The following is a 22,363-nucleotide window of genomic DNA, read 5'->3' on the forward strand; positions in this document are numbered from 1 at the left end:
ATGAAAAGTCAGAATAAAAAAACCAAGCCTGCGAAACAGGTCAAACAAGAAAATCTGCCTGGCGAGCAAGATCAGCCTGCAAAGGCAGGTGAGGCTGTATCCGTCGCATCAGTAAGCTCTGTTACTGGTGCTGCAACTGCTGGCAGCAAAGTAAAAAGCGGCTCAGCCAAGTCTCAAACCATCAAATTGGGGGCAGGCAAAGCCAACCATGAAAACCTGATTTTCACGGTTGCCATTACTGCTTCGCTGGTCTTGCACGCGCTGGCTTTGCTGGTGCATTTTGTCATGCCCAAAACCATAGACAACAAGCCGCGTGATGCTGACCTGGAAATCATCCTCGTCAACTCCAAGCATGCCAAACCGCCAGTCACGGCGGAAGCATTGGCACAGGCAGACCTTGACGGTGGTGGCGCGCATGATAGCGGACGTAGCAAATCTCCCTTGCCAGACATGAAGCGTAGCGAAGACGGCGATGCCTTGCAAACCAATAGCCGCAAGATTGCCGAACTGGAAGAGCAGCAAAAGCAATTGCTGGATCAGGCCAAACTCAAGGACAACTTCCGTCAAGAGAAGCAGGAAAAGAAAAATACGGAAGACAAGCCCCAGCCGTCCACTGGTGCAGATAACGTCGATACCACCAAGGCGCTGGCGCGCATGGCTGCAGAAATTTCGCAAACCATAGAAGACCAGAACAAGCGCCCGCGCAAAACTTATATCACGCCCAGCACCAAACGCCTGGACCATGCGATTTATTACAAGGCTGTGCAAAAACGCATAGAAGATACAGGTACGCTGAATTTCCCGCAAAAGGATGGCAAGAAACTGTATGGTGAAATGTTTATTTCCATCCCCATTTTCCAGGATGGCACCATCTATGAAAAAGAAGGCGGCCCACGCATAGAAGTCTCTTCCGGCGACAAGGCGCTGGATGCGGCTGCGCTGCGTATTGTCCGTCGTTCCGGGCCATTTGGGCACTATCCAAAAGCCAGTCTGGGGCCAGACAGTAATGAAGTCTTCATCATGTTTGCCCGCTTCAAATTCACCCGCGAACAGCAACTGGAAACTGAATTGCGCAAGGGGCCAAATTGAACACTGACCAGTATGTCGTCATAGGCAACCCGATTGCGCATAGCAAGTCACCCGCCATCCATGCCCGCTTTGCTGAGCTGACAGGCCAGCAAGTTGATTACCAGCGCCTGCTGGCACCGCTGGATGGCTTTGCCAGCACTGTCCATGACTTTATCGCAAAAGGTGGCAAGGGAGCCAACGTCACCCTGCCTTTCAAGCTGGAAGCCTTTGCACTGGCCACTGAATTAAGTGAACGCGCCAGGATTGCCGGTGCCGTTAACACCCTCAAGTTCGAGCAAGGCCGCATCTATGGCGACAATACTGACGGCATAGGCCTGGTGGCCGATATTGTGCGTAATGCCAGTGTCAGCCTGCGCGGCAAGCGCCTGCTCTTGCTGGGTGCGGGTGGTGCGGCACGTGGTGCCTTGCTGCCGCTGTTACAAGAACAACCCGCCTCGCTGACCATCGCTAACCGCACTCTCGCCAAAGCACAGGATTTGCAGCAACAGGCGTGCAGCCTGAGTGATAGTTGCGAACTGCAAGCCTGTCGTTTTGAAGACTTGCAACAGCCCTTTGATATCATCATCAATGCCACATCTGCCAGCATCAACGACGATGTGCCGCCTCTGGCTGCGACAGTATTTGGCAAAGACACGCTGGCCTACGACATGATGTATGCCGCTGCCCCCACGGCCTTTTTACGGCTGGCAGCCAACCATGGCGCCCAATGCCGTGATGGCCTTGGCATGCTGGTAGAACAGGCAGCAGAAGCCTTTGCGCTGTGGCGCGACGTGCGCCCGCCATCAGCTCAAGTACTGGCAGAAATGCGTGCGACCCTGCTAGCGAGCCAGGCATGAAATTATTTGGCCGTCTCCTGTTTTGGCTGGTGCTCGTGCCCTTGCTATTGTTTACGCTTTTGCAAGCCTATTATCTGGCGCATGTATGGTGGTGGATAGACCATAACCCGACCTCTACCAGTTTCATGCGTCAGCAACTGGATGTCTTGCAAGAGAAAAAGCCAGACTTTCAACTTAAGCATAAATGGGTACCGTATAACCGCATCTCCAATCATCTCAAGCGTGCGGTCATCGCTTCAGAAGATGATGGCTTTGTCGATCATGAGGGTGTGGAGTGGGAAGCCATGCAAGCCGCTTACGAAAAAAACCAGAAAAAAGGCAAGGTCGTTTCTGGCGGTTCTACCATTACCCAGCAATTGGCCAAGAACCTGTTTCTCTCACCTGACCGCAGTTATTTTCGTAAGGGTGAGGAGTTGATCATCACCTATATGCTGGAAAAATGCATGGACAAACAGCGCATCCTTGAGATTTACCTGAATGTCGTAGAATGGGGGGTGGGTGTCTTCGGCGCGGAAGCTGCAGCCCAAAATTATTATCGTACCAGTGCCGCCAATCTGAGCCCGTCCCAGGCAGCCAGGCTGGCTGTGATGTTGCCCAAACCACGCTACTTTTATAAAAACCCGGGCTCTGGCTATTTGCAAAGACGTAGCGAAATTATCCTGCAGCGCATGAATAACTCCGAACTGCCATGAAATATACAAAACAACGCGGTCTCAGTCTTGTCGCAGTCGCCATCCTCTCCATGCTGGTGGCTGCACTGGGCATGGCTTTCCTGTATTACATGCGCTATGGTCACCTGCCCATGCAAGACGTGTGGGCACGCTTTGGCAAAGCTGCTGCCGTCATCGGCAATGACGTCAAAGACAGTACCGGCCTGCCAATTGGCAGCAGCGAGGGCCCGGGCATGCGCCAGGCCGCCACTACCAGCGAAGGCGTACGCCGCTGCACGATTGATGGCAAGACCGTGTATTCAGACACCTTGTGCCTGGATACCAATCCCACCACCAAAAAAATCAAGCTCAACGACTCCAAAGGCATGGAGCCGCCAAAAACTGCGGTCGCCAGAGAAGATGGCGGTAAGAGCGCGGATAATAACTACCCGGCTTCCATGAGCAATGAAGAGATGAAGAAAAAAATCATGGAACAGGCACTGGGTAAAAACGCTCCCGCTTCCAGTGCGGCTGATGAAGACCTGCGCCTGAAGGCCATGAACCGGGCAATTGACAAGGCGACGAAATAAGTTCGCAGGCCGATATGGAATGCCCTCATTGAGCAGCAGGGGCTACCATGTCACTCAAACCATGTGCGCCATAACATATACCACTTCATGCAGCACCAAAAAGACGACAAACAAGGCGGCCAGCCCGGAAAGTTTAAATACCTTCATATAGTAAGGCTTGAATTGAACCTTGTCGGCTTCCCTTAAATTCACCGCAAAGACCAGCGCCAATATCATCGGCCCATAAGCATAGAAGTCACCAAAAAAATAACGGGTATGTGGCACCTTCATATTTTCGCTATAGATCGTCAACAGCGGGATTGCCAAGGTCAATGGAAATACCAGCAAGGCATAGATCAGCAAATATCGCGCAGCCACCTGGTTTGTAAACATTTTCTTTTGCAGTAAGGCAATGCCGCCCAAAAGATAGAACACACCCAGTATCACCAGGATAATTGCCATGTCAGGGTCTGGCACATTGTAAGACCTGGCCCTCATGATTGCCTCTATCCCGCAGCCTGGAAATTATATCTTCCTGATATATTTTCCAGGAAATGCATAATTAAATGAACCCTTTTAGCTCGCTGCGCACTCTTGTCATACAAGCAGATATCAACCAGCCCCCTGAAAGGAATCAATATGAGCACTTACCAAAACCCGCAAGACCTGGCCAAGGCCAAAGACCTTATCAGCCTCGCCCCTAAAGAAGCTCAGGCCTTTCTGGCACTCAAGACCACGGCAGAAAGAGCAGATGGTGCCATCCCGGAAAAATACCGCGAGCTGATTTCCATTGCTGTTGCCCTGACTACCCAGTGCGCCTATTGCATAGACACGCACAGCAAGAATGCAGTCAGAGCAGGGGCAACGCGGGAAGAAATTGCCGAAACCGCCTTCATCGCCGCTGCCCTGCGTGCAGGTGCTGCCGTTGGACATGGCTTGCTGGCCTTGCGTTTATTTGATGAGACTGCCTGAACCTGATTCAACAAGGCAATACATGGAATGACGCCCCCACAACTTGCGCTGCACCGTTGATTATTGCGCTGCATATCCTTGCCTTGTTGAATGCGACATCAGCCAGACAGGCCATCGCCAACGCCAGATAGGAAAAATAAGCCAGACCCACATAGTCAGCGAAAACAATGGTGTGCAACCAATCCTGTTTAAACAGGTAGAAAAAGGCAGTGATAGCGGCAGCACCGAGCAGTACTGAAGCGGGCAACAATAATTGCACGCTGGCGCGCGGCCGCAAGCTGACAGTGGCTGCAAGCAGGATAAATACCATGGCATTGGCAGCGCTAAAGATACGGAATTCTCTCGTCAGGGCTTGTGCCACTTCCATGTACTTGCTGCGTATCAGGTCGTTCAATTTGTCATTCAGTTTTGCCAGTCTCAGGCTGCGCTCTTCCAGTCCTGTCGTAATGGATTTCTCTATCTTCTGGCGGCACGGGCAGTCAAGCCTGCCCATCTCTGCCACTATGCCAGCGATTTTTGCGGGCAGACCTGCAGCGAGTTGTTGTTTGATGTCTTCTATCTCGGCATTCTGGCGGCTGGCAATACGGTTTGCCAGTCCCATGATGTTACTGTCTTGCAGGGTATGCAGTTTTTCATTAACGCGCTTTTCCACTTCCATGCGCACGACTTCGCGTGCCGCGTTTTCCACCATCACGGGATTGATATAAGACAGCACAAATGCCGCGCCGAATAACAGGCTGCCCAATGCACTGATGAATAAAAGCATTACGCGTATCATTGCCCGTGTCTCCGCTCATGAGAGTTAGCCAATGCCTCAGCACGCATATCCCGGTTGAAACACCATCGCACCAGCGTCTCCTGCGCCTCGTCAGCATAACTGCCAGTATTAACGAAGCCCAGCTTTTGCACGACCGTGGTTGATGCCAGATTATCTGGATTGACTTGAGCCATCACTTGCGTGGCACCACCCTCAAAGGCCAGTTGCAGTAAAGCCTGCACGGCGGCTGTGGCAGCGCCCCGTTTTCTGCATTCGGGTGAAATGCCATAACCTATCTCCACCATGCCATCCCTGGGTGCATGCTTGAAACCGCAACTGCCGGCGATGTGCCGGTTTGTCGTCTCGACTATATAAAAGGTGCTGCACCAGTAGACAGGTACACCGGCTGCCATTTGTTCCAGCGCCCGGGAGGCAACAAAGTGCGGTGGCAGCGCATCCACGGCACAGCTATAGCCATGCATGTCTGGCAGGGCAGAGGCAGCCAGAGCACGCAAATCTTCAGATGGGATGCTGATCAGGTGAAAGAGCATGATATTGATGTGTGCTGCGTGGTCTGTGTTACTGGCATGGCGATATTGTACCTGCAAGCCAGATTCGCCTGTACAGACTTAAGTCTGCTGCCCCGTTCATCGTTCTTATCTGCCATTCAATACCCGCATCTTTCCACTAGTCGCAGCTAACTGGTCTTGCTATGCCCAGGACTTTTACTATGCACGGGCGCTGCAACAATTCACTAAGACAGTCGCATCAATATTCAACATACCAAAGGAGACAGCATGACCCAGCAACAAGAACTCATCACACAATTGACATGCCAAAACCGCTTGCTTAAACAGGTGTTGACCATCGCCGGGGCAGGGCTGGGCGTCATGTTGCTTACTGCTGCAGTCAATACTGAAAACCGTGGCAAATTTTCAGAAATCGATGTAGAGCGCATCAACATCGTCACGCCTGAAGGTAAACATGAGATGGTCATCGCCAATCACCTGCGTCTGCCTGAGCCTGTCACCGACGGCAAGCAAAGCAAGCGCAGCGGCCCGCAACGCCCAGGCATGATTTTCTATAATGCTCAGGGTGATGAAAATGGCGGCTTTATCTTTGATGGCAAGCTTGACGATAAGGGCAAGCCTGTCGCGGGCATGCATTTCTCGATGGACAGATTTGGCGGCGACCAGCAACTCTCGCTCGGTCATTACGAGAGCGGCGGCACCATGGAATCTGGTCTCAAGATCTATGACCGTGGCCTGCAAAAAGACTACGACGGTTTGTACCAGGCCTATGAAAAAGCCCCGGCCGGGCCAGAGAAAGATGCGTTGCTGCAGAAGTGGAAAGACGCTGGCGGCCAGCAAACCAACCGCATGTTCATCGGCAAGACTCGCGGCAAATCATCAGCCATCATCATGGCAGATGCCAAGGGCAAGGCGCGCATCATGATGATGGTGACGCCAGAAGGCCAGGCCATGCTGAACTTCCTCGATGACAAAGGCGAAGTGATACAGAGTTTTCCGCAGACAGAGCAGGGGGCAGTGAAAGCCAAATAGAAGTTGGGTGATTTGGGGCGGTAAAACCCTGGCAGGGTGCGTCGTGCGCACCCTGCCAATTTATTAGGATTTACGCAAAATTGTCCCAACAAGGCATAGCGACGAAGACAGTACTTTAGTACGGCTAGGAGCTGCAACGTAGTTGGGGCGGTTTTGCGTAAGTCCTATTTATCCTACAAATACAGCATCTTCTGCCGTTCATCCTCAGACAGATTGATATCCCTGGCCTCATAAAACGCAAAAATGGCATCGACGATATTGGCTGGCTCGTCAATCAGTTGCACGAGATAAAGGTCGTCCCGATTGATCATGCCATTGCCTGCCATTTGCACCCTGATCCAGTCCAGCAAACCCTGCCAGAAACTGGTGCCTACCAAAATGACGGGGATGTTGCGGGTCTTGCCGGTTTGTATCAGTGTCAATACCTCGCTGACCTCATCCAGAGTACCAAAGCCGCCTGGGAAGACCACATAGGCATCGGCATATTTGACAAAAGCCACCTTGCGCGCAAAAAAGTGACGGAAGGACAGACTGATGTTTTGCCAGGGGTTACTACGTTGCTCGTGTGGCAATTCTATATTCAGGCCGACTGAGGGCGATGCCCCCTCGAAAGCGCCCTTGTTGGCCGCCTCCATGATACCTGGGCCACCACCAGAGATGACAGCAAAGCCCTCGTCCGACAAACGGCGCGATAAATCCACGCATTTGGCATAATCAGGGTGGTCATCCTTGGTACGGGCAGACCCAAAAATCGTCACTGCAGGGCGGATTGATGAAAGCCTCTCGGTGGACTCGATAAATTCTGCCATAATCGTAAACATATGCCATGATTCACGCGCTTTCAGCGAAGTTGCTTTTTCCTGATCGATAATCTGGCGCAACCTCGTTACATCTTTTCTGTTTCCGTTCATATGCAAAATACTCTCTTGTTAGTTGATGGCTCAAGCTATCTGTACCGCGCCTTCCATGCCCTGCCTGACCTGCGTAATGCACAAGGCGAGCCAACCGGCGCCATACACGGCATGATCAATATGTTACGCCGTTTGCGTACTGATTACCCGGCAGCATACATTGCCTGTGTGTTTGATGCCAAAGGCAAGACTTTCCGTGACGACCTCTATCCCGAGTACAAGGCTCAGCGACCTTCCATGCCAGACGACCTGCGCCTGCAGATTGAACCCATCCACATTGCCGTCAAGGCCATGGGCTGGCCTATCCTGATGGTTGAAGGGGTGGAGGCTGATGACGTTATCGGCACACTTGCAGTAGAGGCCACCAAGCTGGGCATGAACACCATTGTTTCTACCGGTGACAAGGACCTGGCGCAACTGGTCAATGCCAATGTCACCCTGATCAATACCATGAGCAATGAAAAGCTCGACGAGCCCGGCGTACTGGCCAAATTTGGCGTACCGCCCGACCGCATCATTGATTACCTGACCCTGATAGGCGATACCGTCGATAACGTGCCCGGCGTTGCCAAATGCGGCCCCAAGACTGCCGTCAAATGGCTGACAGAATACGACAGTCTTGATGGCGTCATCGCCAATGCTGACAAGATCAAGGGCGTAGTGGGTGACAACCTGCGCAATGCGCTGGACTGGCTGCCACAAGGCCGCGTACTGATCACCGTCAAAACTGACTGTGACCTGACCGGGCATTACACATCGATACAGGATAGCCTGGTAGCCAAGGAAGAAGACAAGACAGAACTGGTCGGCTTTGCCAGCCGCTGGGGCTTCAAGACCTGGTTGCGTGAACTGACTGGCGACGCCACCGCGGGTGCCACGCCGCTTCCTGCCGCCAAAGCCGCGACCAGTGGCGGTAATTCTGTACAGGCAGGGTTGTTCAATGATGATGCGGCAGACGCTGACAACCCGGCAGCACCAGTCCAGCACAATTATGAAACCATCCTGACCGAAGCCGCACTCGATGAATGGCTGGCCCGCATCAATGCCGCCAAGCTGACATCCGTCGATACAGAAACCACCTCGCTGGAACCGATGACGGCGCAACTGGTCGGCATTTCGCTTTGTTGCGAAGTCGGCCATGCGGCTTACATCCCCGTTGCTCACAATTACCCCGGCGCGCCTGAGCAATTGTCGCTGGCTGTCGTGCTGGGCAAGATGAAAGCCTGGCTGGAAGATGACAGCAAGCCCAAGGTTGGCCAGAACCTCAAATACGACAGCCACATCTTCGCCAACCAGGGTGTGAGCCTGCGCGGCATTGCGCATGACACCCTGCTTGAATCCTATGTTTTTGAATCGCACAAATCGCATGACATGGACAGCCTGGCCATGCGCCACCTCGGCAAGAAAACCATCAGCTTTGAAGAAGTCTGCGGCAAGGGTGCCAGCCAGATAGGCTTCAACCAGGTCGACTTGGAACGTGCTACTGCCTATGCAGCAGAAGATGCCGACATCACCCTGCAACTGCATCTCGCCATGTGGCCAGAGATAGAGCCGGATGCGAACCTGCTGCGCGTCTATCACGACATAGAACTGCCCACCTCGGTTGTCCTGCAAAAGATCGAACGCAATGGCGTACACATCAACAAAGACCTGCTCGAAACCCAGTCGCATGAAATCGGCATACGCTTGCTGGAACTGGAGCAAAAGGCCTACGAGCTGGCAGAGCAGCCTTTCAATTTGAATTCACCCAAACAACTGGGCGAGATTTTCTTTGGCAAACTGGGTCTGCCCGTCGTCAAGAAAACCCCTTCCGGTGCACCATCGACGGATGAAGAAGTCTTGCAAAAACTGGCCGAGGATTATCCACTGCCCAAGGTCTTGCTTGAATACCGGGGTCTGGCCAAACTCAAATCGACTTACACCGATAAATTACCCAAGATGGTCAACGCAGAGACTGGCCGCGTCCACACCAATTATGCGCAAGCCGTGGCTGTCACTGGCCGCCTGGCATCGAATGACCCCAACCTGCAAAACATCCCCGTGCGCACCGCAGAAGGCCGCCGCATACGCGAAGCCTTTGTCGCAGGGCCGGGCAATGTCATCATCTCTGCCGACTATTCACAAATCGAATTGCGCATCATGGCCCACATCTCCGGCGATGCCAGCCTGCTGGCTGCCTTTGCCAATGGCGAAGATATCCACCGCGCTACCGCCTCAGAGATTTTTGCCGTGCCGCTGACTGAAGTAACAAGTGAACAACGCCGCTACGCCAAGGTCATCAACTTTGGCCTCATCTATGGTATGAGCGCCTTTGGCCTGGCAGGCAATCTCGGCATAGAACGTAGCGCAGCACAAAGCTATATCGACAAATACTTCCAGCGCTACCCAGGCGTCGCCCAATACATGGCCGACACCCGCACCAAGGCCAAAGCCCACGGTTATGTAGAAACCGTGTTCGGCCGCCGCCTGTGGCTGGCCGAAATCAATTCCCCGAATGGCCCGCGCCGCGCCGGCGCTGAACGCGCAGCGATCAACGCCCCCATGCAAGGCACAGCAGCCGACCTCATCAAACTCGCCATGATCGCCGTGCAAAACTGGCTGGAGACAGACAAGCTGCAATCAAAAATGATCATGCAGGTACACGATGAACTGGTACTCGAAGTGCCTGAGGCTGAGCTGGAACTCGTCAAACAAAAATTGCCAGAGTTGATGGCGAATGTGGCGAAGCTGGATGTGCCTTTACTTGCTGAAGTTGGCGTGGGCGGGAATTGGGAAGAGGCGCATTGAGGGGCAAAATATCACTCTATCCCTACTCGAATACAACCTTGTCAGACAGGCACCTCAGCGCGCCGACTCGCAAGGTCTCGGCAATCTTGAGTCAGTATAGAAATTCAAGCGAGCTATCAGATGGTCGACACAGATAAAAAAGATATTCCAATTAGCAAAGAGGAACAAGAGGTTGGGAATGCTGTCAAACTTGTGATGGCCTGTTTGTTTTTGGCACTTTTAATGTATTGGTCCTGGAATTTTGTTGGCCCTAGCGGACAGACTACCAATCTTGGTTCTTTTCTTTTATTGTGGTTACGCGAAATTATTTTTCTGGGCCTTCTTGGCCTTGTGCTTATTGTTGGCGGAATTGTTTGGCTGCTACAACGTATCCGCAAGATATTTTCGAAGAAATAAAATGACCTTTAGATGCCGATAGGTAGAGCCAGGCACCCAGGCTGTCTTCATTTTCTATATTCATCGTGCAAGGCATGCCGAAAATCAATTGGGAAGTAGGCAGCGATTGTGATGGATTTACCTGATTTAAGTAACTCAAGCCGCACTATTAATGCATTGGAAAAGGAAGTTTATGGGAGTTGATCTCTGCCTTGTCCCGGTAGATTTTGAACATCACGATGGTGAGCTGACCTGCACCAAGGGATTTGAGCTTGATTTGAATGCAGTCATAGCCCCTTTTTTAGATATGGAGTGGCATAGCTATCCGGGCGCTAAAGTGTATTGGCCTTTTTCACCTGTCCCGAAAAGCATCCTTGAGCAATTACCAGGTACACTGCTGTTGACCAGTGGCCCCTATAATCAAGTCATGTTTGGTCAGGCAGTCGAAAAAGAGCTCCGCTATATTTTTGCCAAAGATGTAAAGAAAGCCTATCCGCCAGAAAGACTACAGTCGGTGGACATGAATGACTATGAACGGGCAGGCCTTTCATATATCACCTGTCTGCATGATGAAGTAAAGGTGTTTATTTTCACTTGGTAGTTTCTGTTGGAAATACCTTTTAAAAAGGCGAGCTTCTGTTGCTGCGTATTTCAAGCAAGACTCTACGATGTAGCTTAATACGGTGGTAGCAAACGGCGTAACCCGTGCATTAAAACGATCACCGTAAAAATAATATTGCGTGGAAATAGCATCGCGGAGAAATCCAGGCCTGCCTTCGTATCGGAATTATTCATTCTTTCAACCAATGCCTGTAAGTATTGGCGACTATGTGGCTAGTCCATCAAGCCATCGCGCCACTCTTGCGGGATGCCAGATAGCCCGACACTGGCTCCTGCCAGCGCACCGGCAATAGCGGCTACACTATCTACATCTCCACCCGCATTTACTACAGCGTCTATCGTATCGTGATAGTTACCAAAATTTTGATACCAGGTGATGATGGCGAATGGCACCGTGTGCATGGTGTAGCCTGAGATGCCATCCTTGCTTCCAAAATGTTGTTGTGCAGCCAGTGCAGGGTCTGGTGCAAGGCAGGCTTCTTGTATGCCTTTAACAGCTGCTTGCCATTCCCTGTCTTCTGACAAATTGCTGAGCATGTTTATCAATTTATCCAGAGGTGGCCTGGTTTGCCACTCAAGGTTAGCTAATCGTGCTGCGATTTCCGCAATTGCCAGTGCACCAATAAAAGCCTTGGGGTCAGTGTGCGTAAGCAGGGTAGATGCTTGTACATGGGCATGGCGTGCTGATGCATTATCTGAGAGTATGGCCCCTATCATAGCACTACGCATGCTGGGGCCGTTGCCAGCCGAAAAGACTCCGCTATTTGTAAAACCCAGCCACAACTTGATAATGCTACGCAGGGTAGCAAACCCCACGCCCGCAGGCAGGCATATCAACCAAAGGCGCAAACGCCATGCCAGAATTTTTTTGAATAGTCCGATATTTCCCTTGCTCTTGATCAGCGCCTGCGTGACAAAGATGGCATGATCAGTATCGTCACTGACCATGCCATGAGAAAAGAAGAAACGATATTGTAGTGACCCCTTACGCAAACGCGCTATCCTGCGTGGTGACAAACCTTCAAACGGCAAGCCCATGGCATCGCCGACTGCGCCGCCCATCAGGCAGCCTGCAATTGCATCAGATGTTGAAGCGGGCACAGTCTCTCCTTCGAATCGTTATAGCTCGCATCGCATCAACATGGCCATCCTGCTCCGCACCCGGGTTTCAAAGAGCATCAAACCGCACCAGCGTATGATCCATGCCATCCAGTTCTTCATCAATAATGGCCGCAATTTTCCCCCAGTCACCGCCAGCGAGACCAGCACCTATCAATGGATAAGCTATGCGCAAGCCGTCAAATTCTTTACGTATTGCGGCAAATGCTTTGCGTATTGCTGCATAGTCAGCCTTCACACCTTGGCCGCGCCAGTCGAATTGAGTATAGGCGTTGAGGAGGACAAATTGCTTGTCTCCTCTTTGTATATGTGCCTGGCTATACGTTCCAAGCTTTGCATGGTCGGCGGGCAGAGTGGACTGGTCTGCTGCATAGGCTTCAGGGAATTGCTTTTTGATACTCTTGGCGATGCCAGCACCCATGTTACAAAAACAATTGCAACCATGAACGATGACATCAAACTCGCCTTGCAAGGCGAGTGCCAATAAATCTCCTGTGCATTCTTTCATACAGACTCTTTCGCTTGCGAAATTTCCCTGCTAGCAAACCGCTGATACAACTCCCGTGCCATACGCAATATCTCTTCACGCATGGCGAGGCGTTCCAGCCATTTTGCAGGTATGCCTTCCACGCCGTAATAGGCTCCGGCAATTTGCCCGGTGATGGCGGCAGTGGTGTCGGCATCGTCACCCAGGTTGGTGGCGGTGAGGATGGCGCTTTCAAAGCTGTCGGTGTGCATGAAGCACCACAACGATGCCTCAAGGGACTCGACTGAATAGCCGCTGCCGCGTATTTGCGAACTATCTTTATTGATGAAATCAGCCTTGCTGATAGCTATGATTTTTGGCTCGGTCGGTGTGAATGGCAGCTCTGCAAACAAGTCAGACTTGGCACAGCCTGTAAACAGCTTGCACAGTATCGCCGCCAGCAACTGGCAGCTTTGTATAGCTTCTGGTGCGGCATGGGTGGTGCGTGAGCTTTCGCCGGCGTAGTGGATGGCCGCTGGTATATCCGGGTAAGCAAATATCACGACCGGGGCAAGCCGCATCAGTGATCCGTTGCCTGCCGTGCTGGGGTCTTCTAAGCCGCAGTAGGGCTCACCGCTACCGGCATAGCGTGACAAGGCAGCACGCACGGTATTGCCGATGTCAAAGCAGATGCCGGTGGAGCTCAGGTAGCCCCATTTCCACCAGTTCAGGTAACGCCCCATCTGGTCTTTGGCATCGAAGCCGTCTTTCGTCAGCAGGCTTTCTGCCAGGCATAGTGCCATCGAGGTGTCGTCTGTCCATTCGCCAGGCAGCAAGCCAAAAGGGCCTTTGCCTGTCATGTCGGTGACTGGCATAAAGCTGCCACGGGCCGAGAATTCTACCGTGGTGCCGACAGCATCACCGCAGGCCAGGCCAGCCAGTGCGCCGAGATAGCGTTGTTCTAATGTGATGTCCATGATTTATTCCATTGTTTGCACGCGCAAAGCTTGAGTTGCATAGCGCGGTCAATAGATAATAAACTTGTTAGTTTTTAATTGCAACTATCTTAGTTTTATTTTGGATAAAAGGAGTCGCAAGTTATAATCGCGGCCTGAAACGCAAATTTATTCGCTTCGCTTGCAGCCTTTCTATTTCACATTTACTGACGCCATGTACCCAAAAGAATTTTTTTTAGAACAGTTTTCCGAGCTTGCATCTGAAGAGCTTCTGGTCAAGCTTTCTGGTGATGATCTGGTCGATAACGCTAAAGAAGCGGTCAGGGACATTCTTGTGGCGCGAGGCATTTCTGTGACTGAAATAGACAGGGTCAGCAAGCAAATACAAAAAGCCCAATACAGGGTAGCTAGAGGGACGACAAACTGCGATTTTTGCGGTGACTCTGCAAAGATTAATTTTTTACTCAACCAGGGCCAGCGTTTTTGCTCTCATCAATGCTTGCAGGACGCAAGGATCAGCGAGGCTGCTGTTGATCTTGCCGATGCAACGATATTGCAGGCTGCGAGGAAAATTCGTTCCGGCGCTTGTCCGGTCTGCAGCAGTATGGCGACTCCTGTAGAGGTGCGTTATTCATACATAGCAACTTCCATCATATTCATGAGCAACCAGGAGACCAAAACACGCCTTTGTTGTGTTCCTTGCGGCAGAAAAGAGAACCGTGGTGGCTTGCTGGTCAGTTTTTTCATTGGTTGGTGGGGGATACCTTGGGGGCCGATTTTTACCATTGCCGCTTTGTTCGGTAACCTGAAAGCCATGTTTGAAATGATGTCTGATGAAGAACCTTCGGATGAATTAATGAAGCTGACCAAGAATCAATTGGCGCTAAGTGCGCTGCAGAAATCTGCACAAATTTTGTAAAGTGCGCACGGCACACCCTGCACTTCTACACCACCAGATACCCACGCCTGTCTGCAATGCCTATCTCTGCCGTCAGGCCCGCATTAAATTCCAGGTAATCCGCTTCTATGCCATCACTGAAGATGACGCCATGCTCAGGCATCAGGGATGTGACTTGCAGCTTGCTGTCTGCCTGGATCTGGCCGCGGACTAAAGTTGCAGATGAAGTCTTGCTGGGGAAGGGTTCACGCACGGCGAACATCAGCTCGCGGGCATCCCAGTCTGTGGCGCATGTCAGTGGTTCCGCAGCGATGTTATATGTCATCAGACGTGGATCAATAATCTGCTCTTGCAGGGCGGCTGCGCCTGTCAGTATGCTCTTCATCCAGCCTGTGGAGCCCATCCCGGTGGAGATGATGATGCCGCTCGATGATTGTTGCTCCTGGTGGTTGTGCAGTTGTATGGTGTAGCTGGCCGAGATATGGGATTTGGGGCCGATGAAGATGTCATTCACGCCCAGCATGGTCTGGCCGTTATTCAGCCTTGCCATGGCCATGGTCACTTCGCGCACGGGGCGGCGCTGTTGCAGCACCTCGGGGACGATACTGGGCAAGTCCATGACCTGGAAGGGTAGCAGCATGCCGTCCCAGCGTTGCACGTCAGGGTTGACGCCAATCAGGCGCTGACCATCGAGGTACTTCATGGTGTTGACGACCAGGCCGTCCTGCCCCAGGGCGATGATGATATCGTCGCGGCCAAAGATCATGTTCGGCAAGAAGCTGCGTTCTATCTTTTGCAAACGCGCCAGGCGCAACAGGCTGTTTTCTGCGGCGCTGACGCGAGCCATGTAATTGTCATGCTCAGCCTGGTAGGCGGTAAAGTCACCGCCCAGATGTTCTATATAAAAGCGCGCCTGGCCGACGGTGTTGTACTTGACGATCAGTTCTTCCAGCCGGGTCTTGCGGGTGACCAGGATGATCTTGTTTTCTGTCAGGCGCGTTGTTCCACTGTTGATGCTGCTCATATTATCTCCTGGCTTACCCAGGCTGGTTGATCAATTCACGCAACAAGTCTGGCGTGATATTCAGCTGGCCTATGGAGCCTGCTTTTTCTGCCAGTTCCTGGAAGGCGAGGGCGATCAACTGGCCGGATTGCATATTGCCCATGGACAGCGCCTGCAAGACTTTGGGGTCTACACCGCTATAGGCATTCATCAGGGTTTGTGCAGCATAGGCGCGGCTGTCGGCTTCTGCCCTGGCGTTTTCTGTGGACAGCTTGACGAGTGTGGTTTGCTGGGTTTCTTCCGCTATCCTGGCTTGTACCTGGGCGAGTTTAAGTTCGTTTTCTTTCTGTTGTATGCTTTTTTCGGCTTCCATCTGGGTTTCGCGTATCTGGCGTTTTTTGCTTTCAACGGCGATTTCGGTATTCAATTCATTCTCGCGTATGCGGCGCTCTTGTTCAACGGCAGCATTGCGGCGTTCATAGATAGCATCGTCCGCGCATTTGAGGATTTGCTCGCGCGCCTGCGCTTCCAAAGCCTTGGCTGCTTCTGGCGTGGGTTTGAGTGCTAGAAAACTCAAGCCTAGCAACTCTACCCCCAGCGCCTGCAATTCCTTGCTGTCGCGTACCGCCATGGTCACCGCAGAACCCAGTGTATCAGCCGCTTTCAGGGCGTCGCGCAAAGCCAGGCTTTGCAAGCCTTTGCGGGTCAACACCTTAACGAGATTGACGATGCGCTGCGAGAGCTTTTGCGGGTCATCAGAGATATATTGCTGTGTCACTGGGTTGATGGCGAAATTGAGCAAGGCACCTACTTTTTGCGGATCACTGATGCGGTAGGTGACTTGACCCTGTACGGTGACAGTCTGGAAATCAGCCGTGTTCTCTTCAAAGATAAACGGTGTATCCGTACTCGCCATGGGTATCGCCAGCATGGAGGTAGTAGGGGCATAGTAAAAGAAAGCCAGCCCCGCACCCTCGCGCCTGACGTGGCCGTTCTTGAATTGCAGCACGTAGGTAGTTGGCTGGAATTTGATGAATTTGATGCTGAACATGGTTTTTCCTTTTCTTGTTTTCAGGTGCGCGGAGGTGTTTTTGGCTCGTTTATTTTGATTTTGACGTAATTTTTTCTCTGCTTGAATATAGGATAGTCTACTTAAATATAAATTGCAACTAAGTTAGTTTTAAATTTTAACTAAGATGATTTGGCAATTGTTGAAACCTGCTGTTTTCAATTTTTTTTGGACATAGTCCACAATGCTGAAGCTGGTAAAATCCAGTCAGCTAATTTGACGGTGATTATTTGATGGTGACTTAGTGATGGAAAATAAAATACCGGCGGTCTTAAAACCCATACTGGCAAAAGTGGTCCAAGATTTGGGGTGTAAAGCCCCCCTGGATTTTTGGACTATAGATCACGGACCAACCATACTGGATGGTTTTGGTACGCTGTCATCACTACTTGAACTTTCTGAGATTCCAGAAAATGAAGTTCCCCATGCTTATGTTGTGCTGAGTCGCTTGTTCAACTGGGAGAGCGCATGTCAGTTCGATGGATGGGGGGCATTTGCGAACATTGGGGATGCAGAATTTGAAATCTTGCTGCAATGCTTTGATGAAGTCGGTTTGAGCGCCGAATCTGAATCGTTGCGCATGCAAATGGCGGCCTACAAAAAAGATCCAGATGACGCCGATGCCTTATATCTTGCAACAGAACAAAAAGCACATACACTTTCCGGTGATCTGGACAGGCTGGAATACCTGACTCAGTATTTTTGTGATCATGCTGAGGAGCTGTTGTATGACATGAATGAGAAGAGTATTACATAGCAGAAGATTACTCACTCGCTTTTGTATATCTTCTCCTGCCTTTAGCTTAATTGATCAATTAGCTGGCCATTTTTTTATTCCGTCTCTACCCGCACAAGATCGCCATGCGCATCGCTGCCAAGGAACTGGATGCTGGTTTTGCCAACGCGCATGGTTTGGCCGGGTTTCATGGGGGCTTGCAGGTGTCGGGCATCCTTGTCATTGACAGGTTGTATGCGTATGGCACCATGGTGCGAACTCAGACGAGTGTCTACGGTGTATACCAGAGGGCCAGATTCGGGTATGCCACTGTCATAAGCTTCGGCACGGCGGCTTTCTATGATGGTGGCGGTGGTCTTGCCGGTCGGGATGACGATGATTTTGCTGTCACCTGCGCTGCGGCGTTCTATCGGTGTCAGCCTGGCTTGTAGTTGCCGGCCATCTGCGCACAAGACCTGCTTGTCATCCAGCCAGCCCAGTTGCCATCTTTCCCAGCCCAGCAACTCTCGCGCCTTGCCAGCAGGATTGCCCATGACGCTGAAGTCGCCAACATAGGTATGCCATTCTTGTGTGCCAGGCAGTGGTCCGGCCAGATCAACCAGGGACATGGCATGGCCAAATTCATGCGCAAACCACGGCCACCCCAATATAGTCAGATCACTACCTGACGTCGCGCCATTCAGTATTTCGTGCCCACCTGCCTGTATGCCAAAACCAGGTGCTGCCGTAAATGCCGGGCCCCAGTCTATGGCTTTGACTGCCGGGTTGGCGATGACCAGTACGGCATCTGTATGGCTGTAATCAATCGCCTTGCCCGCCCGTGTGACAGCTTCTTGCATATAGCTGCGGTGGGTTTCAAATGAAGCGCCGCGCCCAAAGTGATAATCAACTGAGCTTTTACTCATGCGTAACCACTGATAACTGGGCAGGAAATGCATGCGCAGTTTGCCATAAGACATGGCCGCAAAGTAATTCTCTGCCTGCGGCGAGATGATGGACATCACTTGCTGCGGCGTCGTTGTGGCCGGAACATCGCTGAAATCAACAAACAGCACGGTGATCTTGACTTCACCCAAAGCAGGCAGGCGGTGTGCGATACGTGGAAAGCCCAGGCCTACATCATTCCTGATGCCCATTTCAGGCAGACGGCAAAGGGCGAGCGGGTCTTTTGATGTTGCTGCCAGCGTGCATGAGCATGCCAGAATGGTCGCGGCGAATACCAGCCTGGATCGCAGAATGAATTGCAGAGTCAAATTTTTCATGTCGAGATGGTAGCGCAAGAATATGCTGACTGCCATCAGATATAAGCAAGTGCTGGTATCGTAACAGCAGAATTTCTCACATATCAGCCATGCTGAAATTCTTGTACGGCAAGCATTCTGCTCCCCATATCGTGCAATCTGTCGCATGCAGCTGGAAAGGTGCATAGTCCAGGTTTATAGTTTGCGCTTATTCAGCAAGGGAAAATCATGTCCAGAAGAAAAGCCGCCATCCTGCTTATTGCCGTCATCGCCACTGCCGCCGCCGTAGCGCTTGCTTATTTTGCCTATACTGGCTGGCAGCACAGTCATCCAAAACCTGCAGGCCCGGTCAGGATCACGGCCCAGCCTCAGCAATTATGGATAGAAGCAGGCGAGCACGCGCAAAGCCTGAATTTTGATTTCCTGGTGGAAAACCAGGGTGGTACACCGTTGGGTATAGACAGCATAGAAATTACTGCCTTTGACAGCAACGGCCAGCCCATCTTGCGCCGCTTTATCGACAGCAATGGCTTTGCGCCCAGCATAGATACCGTTCCGGGGCGGGTGGTCGCTGCGGGTGCGAAGATTTTGGTTTTCAATCCTTTTCACAACTTTAGGCCTGATCTGGATTTGCATAAACTGACTTATAAATTCAGTCTCAGCATCCCGCAAGAAGCACCAGAAACCACGGCCAGCATCACTGTAGAGCCCAGGCTGTATGTCAGTAAAACAGAGTTGGCCCTGCCTGTAAAAGGCCGCTTGCTGATTCATGACGGCCATGATTATTATGCCCATCACCGTCGCTTGAACACAGAACACCCAGTCGCCAGGGATTTGGGCATTACGCAAAATTTCATGCGCTATAGCCTTGATATCAATCCTACCAATACTGGTTTTGATGCCTACCGCGGCGACGGTACCAGGAATGAAGACTGGTATGCCTGGGGGCAAAGCCTGTATGCTACAGGCGACGGTGTCGTAGTGGATGCCAGTGACCTGACGCCAGATAATATCCGTGGCGGGGAAAATTATTTCAAACCCGAGAGCGTGAAAAAATCACCCATGAATTTTTACGGCAATTACCTTGTCATTGATCATGGCAATGGTGAATACAGTCTGCTTGGCCATTTGCAAAAAGCCAGCCTGCTGGTGAAAACTGGTGACAAACTGGTACGCGGGCAGGCCGTGGCTAAAATCGGTAACTCCGGCAGCTCCAATAATCCCCATGTGCATTATGAACTGCGCACCGGTAAGGATTTGAAGGCCGAAGGCTTGCCTGCCGTATTCCACCATTATCTCAGACATCAGGGCGCACGCAGTCTGGTAGTGGAAGCGGGGCCGGTGGATAGCGGGGATATGCTGGAAATGCCTTGATGCATTCAGGAGTTACTGCGGTGCGTATCGGGGCATTTTGTAAAGTGCTATGTATTGCGCCGCGTGAAATGCTCAAGGTGCCAGGCCAATTAACTATTGCTTGTTTCCAATTCTGTTTCTACATGTAAAAGCACCCCCGCAGCTTTTACATTGCTCGTATCCTACCGCCTTTCATGCTGAGTGATGGTAGTGCCAAATCACCAAACGCTATCCCTGATTCAGCAATCCACCCCCCCCAATTTCTGACTGCACCATGCTGAAAATTTTAAAGAATTTGATTTCCGGAAAACCTGCTACAGATGTCCGGACACCTGCAACAGTAACGGCAAGTGCAGTGGCGTCGGCGGCGAGTTCAGTTGTAGCGTCAGAAATTGATCCCAACGATGCCAGCAGCATACTGGTCAATGCCTATTGCACATGCGCGCAATTGCCACCGCTGAATTTTCCACATAAGCGCAATAACCAACGTGATTTGACTGATCCGGAACTGCATGGGCATCTGCAAGGTTTTATAGGCTATGTACTGAATCGCGGCGACGGCCAGATGACGCATCAGCGTTATCACGTCATGCGGCATATCCAGCGTGTGCAGCAGCATCTCAGTTTGTGGATAGATGAAAGCCAGCTGGATGCGTTTTCTGACTGGGCAGTGGCGGCGAATGCGATTGCCTTCATGCCCGATGGTGATATCCGTGACCCTCACGGCTATGTCTTGCTGGCAGCTGCAGATGGCGGTATCGAAACCGGAGCAACTATTCCTTATCCCGCCCAGGCATGGCAAAGAAAGGCGCGCACGGATACTTTGCTGGCAGAAATGGGCATACAACTGCCATCGCACCTGCCGCCTCTGGTCAGCGAGACTGAACTACAATTGCGCCCCGCAACCGAGATACTGGGGCGGGCGCTGGCCTTATACATCGTTGCCTTGCGGGCAGAATCAGTGGCGACACACCAGCCCATTCCAGCTCACGAATTGACTGAACGTTTTCCGCAAGTGCATGCATGGCTGACACCAAACGAGCGTGAATTCCTGGAGACGGATGAACCTGCAGAAGATATCCTGCCGCAATTCGCCTGGCGATATGAATCCCTGTACGTGCTCGAATGGGTGCTGGGCTTGCAGGATGAGTTACCCTTTGCAGATGCCATTTGCGATGTGCCGCTGACAGCGCGCACCATGATGAACCTGGATTTTGAAGGTGAGATGGCCAAGGCAAAAACACGCACTGCCAGCCAGATACTGGATGCCCTCGACCTGCATTACCGTCTGCACTGGCTGGTGCGCCAAACCAGGATGAAAGAGGGCACGCTACCGCTGAACCTGGATGCTGGTGTCATTTACGAAAGACACTATGCCCTGAACTGGCTGGTGAATTTTGAGAATGCAGCCTGGGATGAGGTCGATACGCCGACCTGATCTTTATGCACTATCCGGCGGGCCCTTCAATTCCACTACGTTGCCTTCCGGGTCGCTGATGTAGATTGATAAGCCTTCGCCCTCGGCCCCATAACGCTGCCCGACTTCACCAACGGTCACACCATGGATTTGCAGATGGGCCTGTATGCTGGCGAGATCGAAAGGCTCTACGCGCAGGCACAGGTGGTCAAGATTGTGGCCTTCCTTGCCAGGCGCAGCACCGCCCATGCGACCCAGCTTGCCCGTTACCGTGATCAGGTCTATCAGCGACCTGCCTGCCCGCAACTGTGTCAAGCCAATTTCTTCCTGCCTGCGTTCAACAGGACAACCCAGTACATCACAATAAAAATGCAGCATGCTGTCCAGGTCTTTTACCCTGAGCACCAGATGATCGATTTCGCGTATCTTGAACATGATGTAGATGATTTGGAAGTGATAATTTTCTTATCTTAAACTTCTTTGTGGGATTGTGCTGGTGCCAGGTAGGGTGCGTTGCCCGGGCGAGCGCAGAAGATTACTCAAGCACCTTCAGAGAAATTAAGCTCTATGCCATTGCCTTCAGGATCACTGAAAAAAACCTGATGCTGGGTCGCAAAACCGGCTGAAGCTTCGACTGTAGCATGGCGATAAACGATGCCACCAGCCTGCAATCTTGCCAGCATGGTCGGCAAATCCGTACAGGCAAAGGCGACATGGTCAAAGCCGGTTTTTAATTCTGTCTGGCGGGTTTCACCAGGGCGGTTTTCAGACAGGTGCAAGACATCACGGCTACCGGCATATAACCAAAAGCCAAAGCTCTTCAGCGGGCGAGGGCCTTCTGTCAGCCCCACATAATGGATGTAAAAATCCCTGAGCTTTTCCAGTGTGGCACAATCACCGCGCAGGTTGTAATGACCAAGGGCTATGGCAGGCATATGTTTTACTTTCTACAGGACTTACGCAAAACCGCCCCAAC

General features: G+C 51.8%; 25 protein-coding genes. 13 read left to right on the forward strand and 12 right to left on the reverse strand.

The annotated features are described in order from the left end of the window. Genes AC07OI_RS11970 through AC07OI_RS11985 form a run of 4 tightly spaced genes read left to right on the forward strand, consistent with a single transcriptional unit; the run spans window position 1 to window position 3,165 of the window. Complete coding sequence (locus tag AC07OI_RS11970; RefSeq protein WP_495257379.1) at window positions 1-1,089, forward strand: TonB C-terminal domain-containing protein; 1,089 nt, start codon at window positions 1-3, stop codon at window positions 1,087-1,089. Further along, window positions 1,086-1,925 carry a shikimate dehydrogenase gene (aroE, locus tag AC07OI_RS11975; RefSeq protein ID WP_495257380.1) on the forward strand — a complete coding sequence of 280 codons (840 nt, stop codon included), beginning with the start codon at window positions 1,086-1,088 and terminating at the stop codon, window positions 1,923-1,925. Before AC07OI_RS11970 ends, aroE begins: the two co-directional genes overlap by 4 nt. Next, on the forward strand, window positions 1,922-2,617 hold the full coding sequence (gene mtgA, locus AC07OI_RS11980) for a monofunctional biosynthetic peptidoglycan transglycosylase (RefSeq protein WP_492701947.1): 696 nt from the start codon (window positions 1,922-1,924) through the stop codon (window positions 2,615-2,617). Before aroE ends, mtgA begins: the two co-directional genes overlap by 4 nt. Beyond that, entirely contained in the window at window positions 2,614-3,165 is a 552-nt protein-coding gene (locus AC07OI_RS11985; protein ID WP_495257381.1) for a hypothetical protein, read from the forward strand. Before mtgA ends, AC07OI_RS11985 begins: the two co-directional genes overlap by 4 nt. Window positions 3,166-3,219: 54 nt before the next feature. On the opposite strand, the gene AC07OI_RS11990 is transcribed toward AC07OI_RS11985, so the two are convergent. Continuing rightward, on the reverse strand, window positions 3,220-3,642 hold the full coding sequence (locus tag AC07OI_RS11990; protein ID WP_495257382.1) for a hypothetical protein: 423 nt from the start codon (window positions 3,640-3,642) through the stop codon (window positions 3,220-3,222). A gap of 141 nt (window positions 3,643-3,783) precedes the next feature. Between AC07OI_RS11990 and AC07OI_RS11995 the strand changes: the two genes are divergently transcribed. Beyond that, on the forward strand, window positions 3,784-4,116 hold the full coding sequence (locus AC07OI_RS11995; protein WP_495257383.1) for a carboxymuconolactone decarboxylase family protein: 333 nt from the start codon (window positions 3,784-3,786) through the stop codon (window positions 4,114-4,116). 7 nt (window positions 4,117-4,123) lie between these two features. Here AC07OI_RS11995 and AC07OI_RS12000 read toward each other — a convergent pair whose 3' ends face one another. Both AC07OI_RS12000 and AC07OI_RS12005 read right to left on the reverse strand, forming a co-directional pair. Continuing rightward, complete coding sequence (locus tag AC07OI_RS12000; RefSeq protein WP_495257384.1) at window positions 4,124-4,882, reverse strand: hypothetical protein; 759 nt, start codon at window positions 4,880-4,882, stop codon at window positions 4,124-4,126. A gap of 8 nt (window positions 4,883-4,890) precedes the next feature. Next, window positions 4,891-5,424 carry a GNAT family N-acetyltransferase gene (locus AC07OI_RS12005; protein WP_492701937.1) on the reverse strand — a complete coding sequence of 178 codons (534 nt, stop codon included), beginning with the start codon at window positions 5,422-5,424 and terminating at the stop codon, window positions 4,891-4,893. A 246-nt stretch (window positions 5,425-5,670) separates the two neighbouring features. On the opposite strand from AC07OI_RS12005, the gene AC07OI_RS12010 reads away from it, so the two are divergent. Continuing rightward, window positions 5,671-6,435 carry a hypothetical protein gene (locus tag AC07OI_RS12010; RefSeq protein ID WP_495257385.1) on the forward strand — a complete coding sequence of 255 codons (765 nt, stop codon included), beginning with the start codon at window positions 5,671-5,673 and terminating at the stop codon, window positions 6,433-6,435. 173 nt (window positions 6,436-6,608) lie between these two features. On the opposite strand, the gene AC07OI_RS12015 is transcribed toward AC07OI_RS12010, so the two are convergent. Next, window positions 6,609-7,346: an LOG family protein gene (locus AC07OI_RS12015; protein ID WP_492701933.1), complete on the reverse strand. Its 738-nt coding sequence runs from the start codon at window positions 7,344-7,346 to the stop codon at window positions 6,609-6,611. On the opposite strand from AC07OI_RS12015, the gene polA reads away from it, so the two are divergent. The 3 genes from polA (at window position 7,347) to AC07OI_RS12030 (ending at window position 11,109) form a co-directional block, all read left to right on the forward strand. Beyond that, window positions 7,347-10,133, forward strand: coding sequence for a DNA polymerase I (gene polA, locus AC07OI_RS12020; RefSeq protein WP_495257386.1), 2,787 nt, complete (start codon window positions 7,347-7,349; stop codon window positions 10,131-10,133). A 120-nt stretch (window positions 10,134-10,253) separates the two neighbouring features. Then, entirely contained in the window at window positions 10,254-10,529 is a 276-nt protein-coding gene (locus tag AC07OI_RS12025; protein ID WP_492701929.1) for a hypothetical protein, read from the forward strand. A 172-nt stretch (window positions 10,530-10,701) separates the two neighbouring features. Next, window positions 10,702-11,109 carry a hypothetical protein gene (locus AC07OI_RS12030; RefSeq protein WP_492701927.1) on the forward strand — a complete coding sequence of 136 codons (408 nt, stop codon included), beginning with the start codon at window positions 10,702-10,704 and terminating at the stop codon, window positions 11,107-11,109. A gap of 233 nt (window positions 11,110-11,342) precedes the next feature. On the opposite strand, the gene AC07OI_RS12035 is transcribed toward AC07OI_RS12030, so the two are convergent. The 3 genes from AC07OI_RS12035 to AC07OI_RS12045 form a co-directional block, all read right to left on the reverse strand. Next, window positions 11,343-12,230, reverse strand: coding sequence for an ADP-ribosylglycohydrolase family protein (locus AC07OI_RS12035; protein WP_495257387.1), 888 nt, complete (start codon window positions 12,228-12,230; stop codon window positions 11,343-11,345). Window positions 12,231-12,297: 67 nt separating this feature from the next. After that, the gene (locus AC07OI_RS12040; protein ID WP_492701923.1) at window positions 12,298-12,756 is read right to left on the reverse strand and encodes a macro domain-containing protein; all 459 of its coding nucleotides are present in this window, start codon (window positions 12,754-12,756) and stop codon (window positions 12,298-12,300) included. Continuing rightward, complete coding sequence (locus tag AC07OI_RS12045; protein WP_495257388.1) at window positions 12,753-13,691, reverse strand: ADP-ribosylglycohydrolase family protein; 939 nt, start codon at window positions 13,689-13,691, stop codon at window positions 12,753-12,755. The genes AC07OI_RS12040 and AC07OI_RS12045 overlap by 4 nt, the downstream gene beginning before the upstream one ends. 193 nt (window positions 13,692-13,884) lie before the next feature. Here AC07OI_RS12045 and AC07OI_RS12050 point away from each other — a divergent pair, with 193 nt between their 5' ends. Beyond that, window positions 13,885-14,589, forward strand: a complete 705-nt coding sequence (locus AC07OI_RS12050) for a hypothetical protein (RefSeq protein ID WP_492701919.1) — start codon at window positions 13,885-13,887, stop codon at window positions 14,587-14,589. A gap of 25 nt (window positions 14,590-14,614) precedes the next feature. Here AC07OI_RS12050 and AC07OI_RS12055 read toward each other — a convergent pair whose 3' ends face one another. Both AC07OI_RS12055 and AC07OI_RS12060 read right to left on the reverse strand, forming a co-directional pair. After that, entirely contained in the window at window positions 14,615-15,592 is a 978-nt protein-coding gene (locus AC07OI_RS12055) for a diacylglycerol kinase catalytic domain-containing protein (RefSeq protein ID WP_495257389.1), read from the reverse strand. Between the two features lie 13 nt (window positions 15,593-15,605). Then, the gene (locus AC07OI_RS12060; RefSeq protein ID WP_492701915.1) at window positions 15,606-16,622 is read right to left on the reverse strand and encodes an SPFH domain-containing protein; all 1,017 of its coding nucleotides are present in this window, start codon (window positions 16,620-16,622) and stop codon (window positions 15,606-15,608) included. A gap of 265 nt (window positions 16,623-16,887) precedes the next feature. On the opposite strand from AC07OI_RS12060, the gene AC07OI_RS12065 reads away from it, so the two are divergent. After that, window positions 16,888-17,397, forward strand: coding sequence for a hypothetical protein (locus tag AC07OI_RS12065; RefSeq protein WP_495257390.1), 510 nt, complete (start codon window positions 16,888-16,890; stop codon window positions 17,395-17,397). A 74-nt stretch (window positions 17,398-17,471) separates the two neighbouring features. On the opposite strand, the gene AC07OI_RS12070 is transcribed toward AC07OI_RS12065, so the two are convergent. Further along, entirely contained in the window at window positions 17,472-18,674 is a 1,203-nt protein-coding gene (locus tag AC07OI_RS12070) for a metallopeptidase domain-containing protein (RefSeq protein WP_495257391.1), read from the reverse strand. A 171-nt stretch (window positions 18,675-18,845) separates the two neighbouring features. Between AC07OI_RS12070 and AC07OI_RS12075 the strand changes: the two genes are divergently transcribed. Beyond that, window positions 18,846-19,991 (forward strand): M23 family metallopeptidase, encoded by a 1,146-nt coding sequence (locus tag AC07OI_RS12075; RefSeq protein WP_495257392.1) that lies wholly within the window; start codon window positions 18,846-18,848, stop codon window positions 19,989-19,991. A 253-nt stretch (window positions 19,992-20,244) separates the two neighbouring features. Beyond that, window positions 20,245-21,408 carry a DUF4272 domain-containing protein gene (locus AC07OI_RS12080; RefSeq protein ID WP_495257393.1) on the forward strand — a complete coding sequence of 388 codons (1,164 nt, stop codon included), beginning with the start codon at window positions 20,245-20,247 and terminating at the stop codon, window positions 21,406-21,408. 3 nt (window positions 21,409-21,411) lie between these two features. Here the strand turns inward: AC07OI_RS12080 and AC07OI_RS12085 are convergent, their stop codons facing one another. Both AC07OI_RS12085 and AC07OI_RS12090 read right to left on the reverse strand, forming a co-directional pair. Then, on the reverse strand, window positions 21,412-21,822 hold the full coding sequence (locus tag AC07OI_RS12085; RefSeq protein ID WP_492701905.1) for a VOC family protein: 411 nt from the start codon (window positions 21,820-21,822) through the stop codon (window positions 21,412-21,414). A 104-nt stretch (window positions 21,823-21,926) separates the two neighbouring features. Continuing rightward, window positions 21,927-22,322: a VOC family protein gene (locus tag AC07OI_RS12090; RefSeq protein WP_495257394.1), complete on the reverse strand. Its 396-nt coding sequence runs from the start codon at window positions 22,320-22,322 to the stop codon at window positions 21,927-21,929. Window positions 22,323-22,363: the final 41 nt, after the last annotated feature.

Source organism: Undibacterium sp. GW821-FHT07F11, from assembly GCF_059418665.1.

Coding starts and splice junctions, on each gene's coding strand:
- AC07OI_RS11970 (WP_495257379.1), top strand. CDS start 1: ATGAAAAGTCAGAATAAAAAAACCAAGCCTGCGAAACAGGTCAAACAA.
- mtgA (WP_492701947.1), top strand. CDS start 1,922: ATGAAATTATTTGGCCGTCTCCTGTTTTGGCTGGTGCTCGTGCCCTTG.
- AC07OI_RS11985 (WP_495257381.1), top strand. CDS start 2,614: ATGAAATATACAAAACAACGCGGTCTCAGTCTTGTCGCAGTCGCCATC.
- AC07OI_RS11990 (WP_495257382.1), bottom strand. CDS start 3,642: ATGAGGGCCAGGTCTTACAATGTGCCAGACCCTGACATGGCAATTATC.
- AC07OI_RS11995 (WP_495257383.1), top strand. CDS start 3,784: ATGAGCACTTACCAAAACCCGCAAGACCTGGCCAAGGCCAAAGACCTT.
- AC07OI_RS12000 (WP_495257384.1), bottom strand. CDS start 4,882: ATGCTTTTATTCATCAGTGCATTGGGCAGCCTGTTATTCGGCGCGGCA.
- AC07OI_RS12005 (WP_492701937.1), bottom strand. CDS start 5,424: ATGCTCTTTCACCTGATCAGCATCCCATCTGAAGATTTGCGTGCTCTG.
- AC07OI_RS12010 (WP_495257385.1), top strand. CDS start 5,671: ATGACCCAGCAACAAGAACTCATCACACAATTGACATGCCAAAACCGC.
- AC07OI_RS12015 (WP_492701933.1), bottom strand. CDS start 7,346: ATGAACGGAAACAGAAAAGATGTAACGAGGTTGCGCCAGATTATCGAT.
- polA (WP_495257386.1), top strand. CDS start 7,347: ATGCAAAATACTCTCTTGTTAGTTGATGGCTCAAGCTATCTGTACCGC.
- AC07OI_RS12025 (WP_492701929.1), top strand. CDS start 10,254: ATGGTCGACACAGATAAAAAAGATATTCCAATTAGCAAAGAGGAACAA.
- AC07OI_RS12030 (WP_492701927.1), top strand. CDS start 10,702: ATGGGAGTTGATCTCTGCCTTGTCCCGGTAGATTTTGAACATCACGAT.
- AC07OI_RS12040 (WP_492701923.1), bottom strand. CDS start 12,756: ATGAAAGAATGCACAGGAGATTTATTGGCACTCGCCTTGCAAGGCGAG.
- AC07OI_RS12045 (WP_495257388.1), bottom strand. CDS start 13,691: ATGGACATCACATTAGAACAACGCTATCTCGGCGCACTGGCTGGCCTG.
- AC07OI_RS12050 (WP_492701919.1), top strand. CDS start 13,885: ATGTACCCAAAAGAATTTTTTTTAGAACAGTTTTCCGAGCTTGCATCT.
- AC07OI_RS12055 (WP_495257389.1), bottom strand. CDS start 15,592: ATGAGCAGCATCAACAGTGGAACAACGCGCCTGACAGAAAACAAGATC.
- AC07OI_RS12060 (WP_492701915.1), bottom strand. CDS start 16,622: ATGTTCAGCATCAAATTCATCAAATTCCAGCCAACTACCTACGTGCTG.
- AC07OI_RS12065 (WP_495257390.1), top strand. CDS start 16,888: ATGGAAAATAAAATACCGGCGGTCTTAAAACCCATACTGGCAAAAGTG.
- AC07OI_RS12070 (WP_495257391.1), bottom strand. CDS start 18,674: ATGGCAGTCAGCATATTCTTGCGCTACCATCTCGACATGAAAAATTTG.
- AC07OI_RS12075 (WP_495257392.1), top strand. CDS start 18,846: ATGTCCAGAAGAAAAGCCGCCATCCTGCTTATTGCCGTCATCGCCACT.
- AC07OI_RS12080 (WP_495257393.1), top strand. CDS start 20,245: ATGCTGAAAATTTTAAAGAATTTGATTTCCGGAAAACCTGCTACAGAT.
- AC07OI_RS12085 (WP_492701905.1), bottom strand. CDS start 21,822: ATGTTCAAGATACGCGAAATCGATCATCTGGTGCTCAGGGTAAAAGAC.
- AC07OI_RS12090 (WP_495257394.1), bottom strand. CDS start 22,322: ATGCCTGCCATAGCCCTTGGTCATTACAACCTGCGCGGTGATTGTGCC.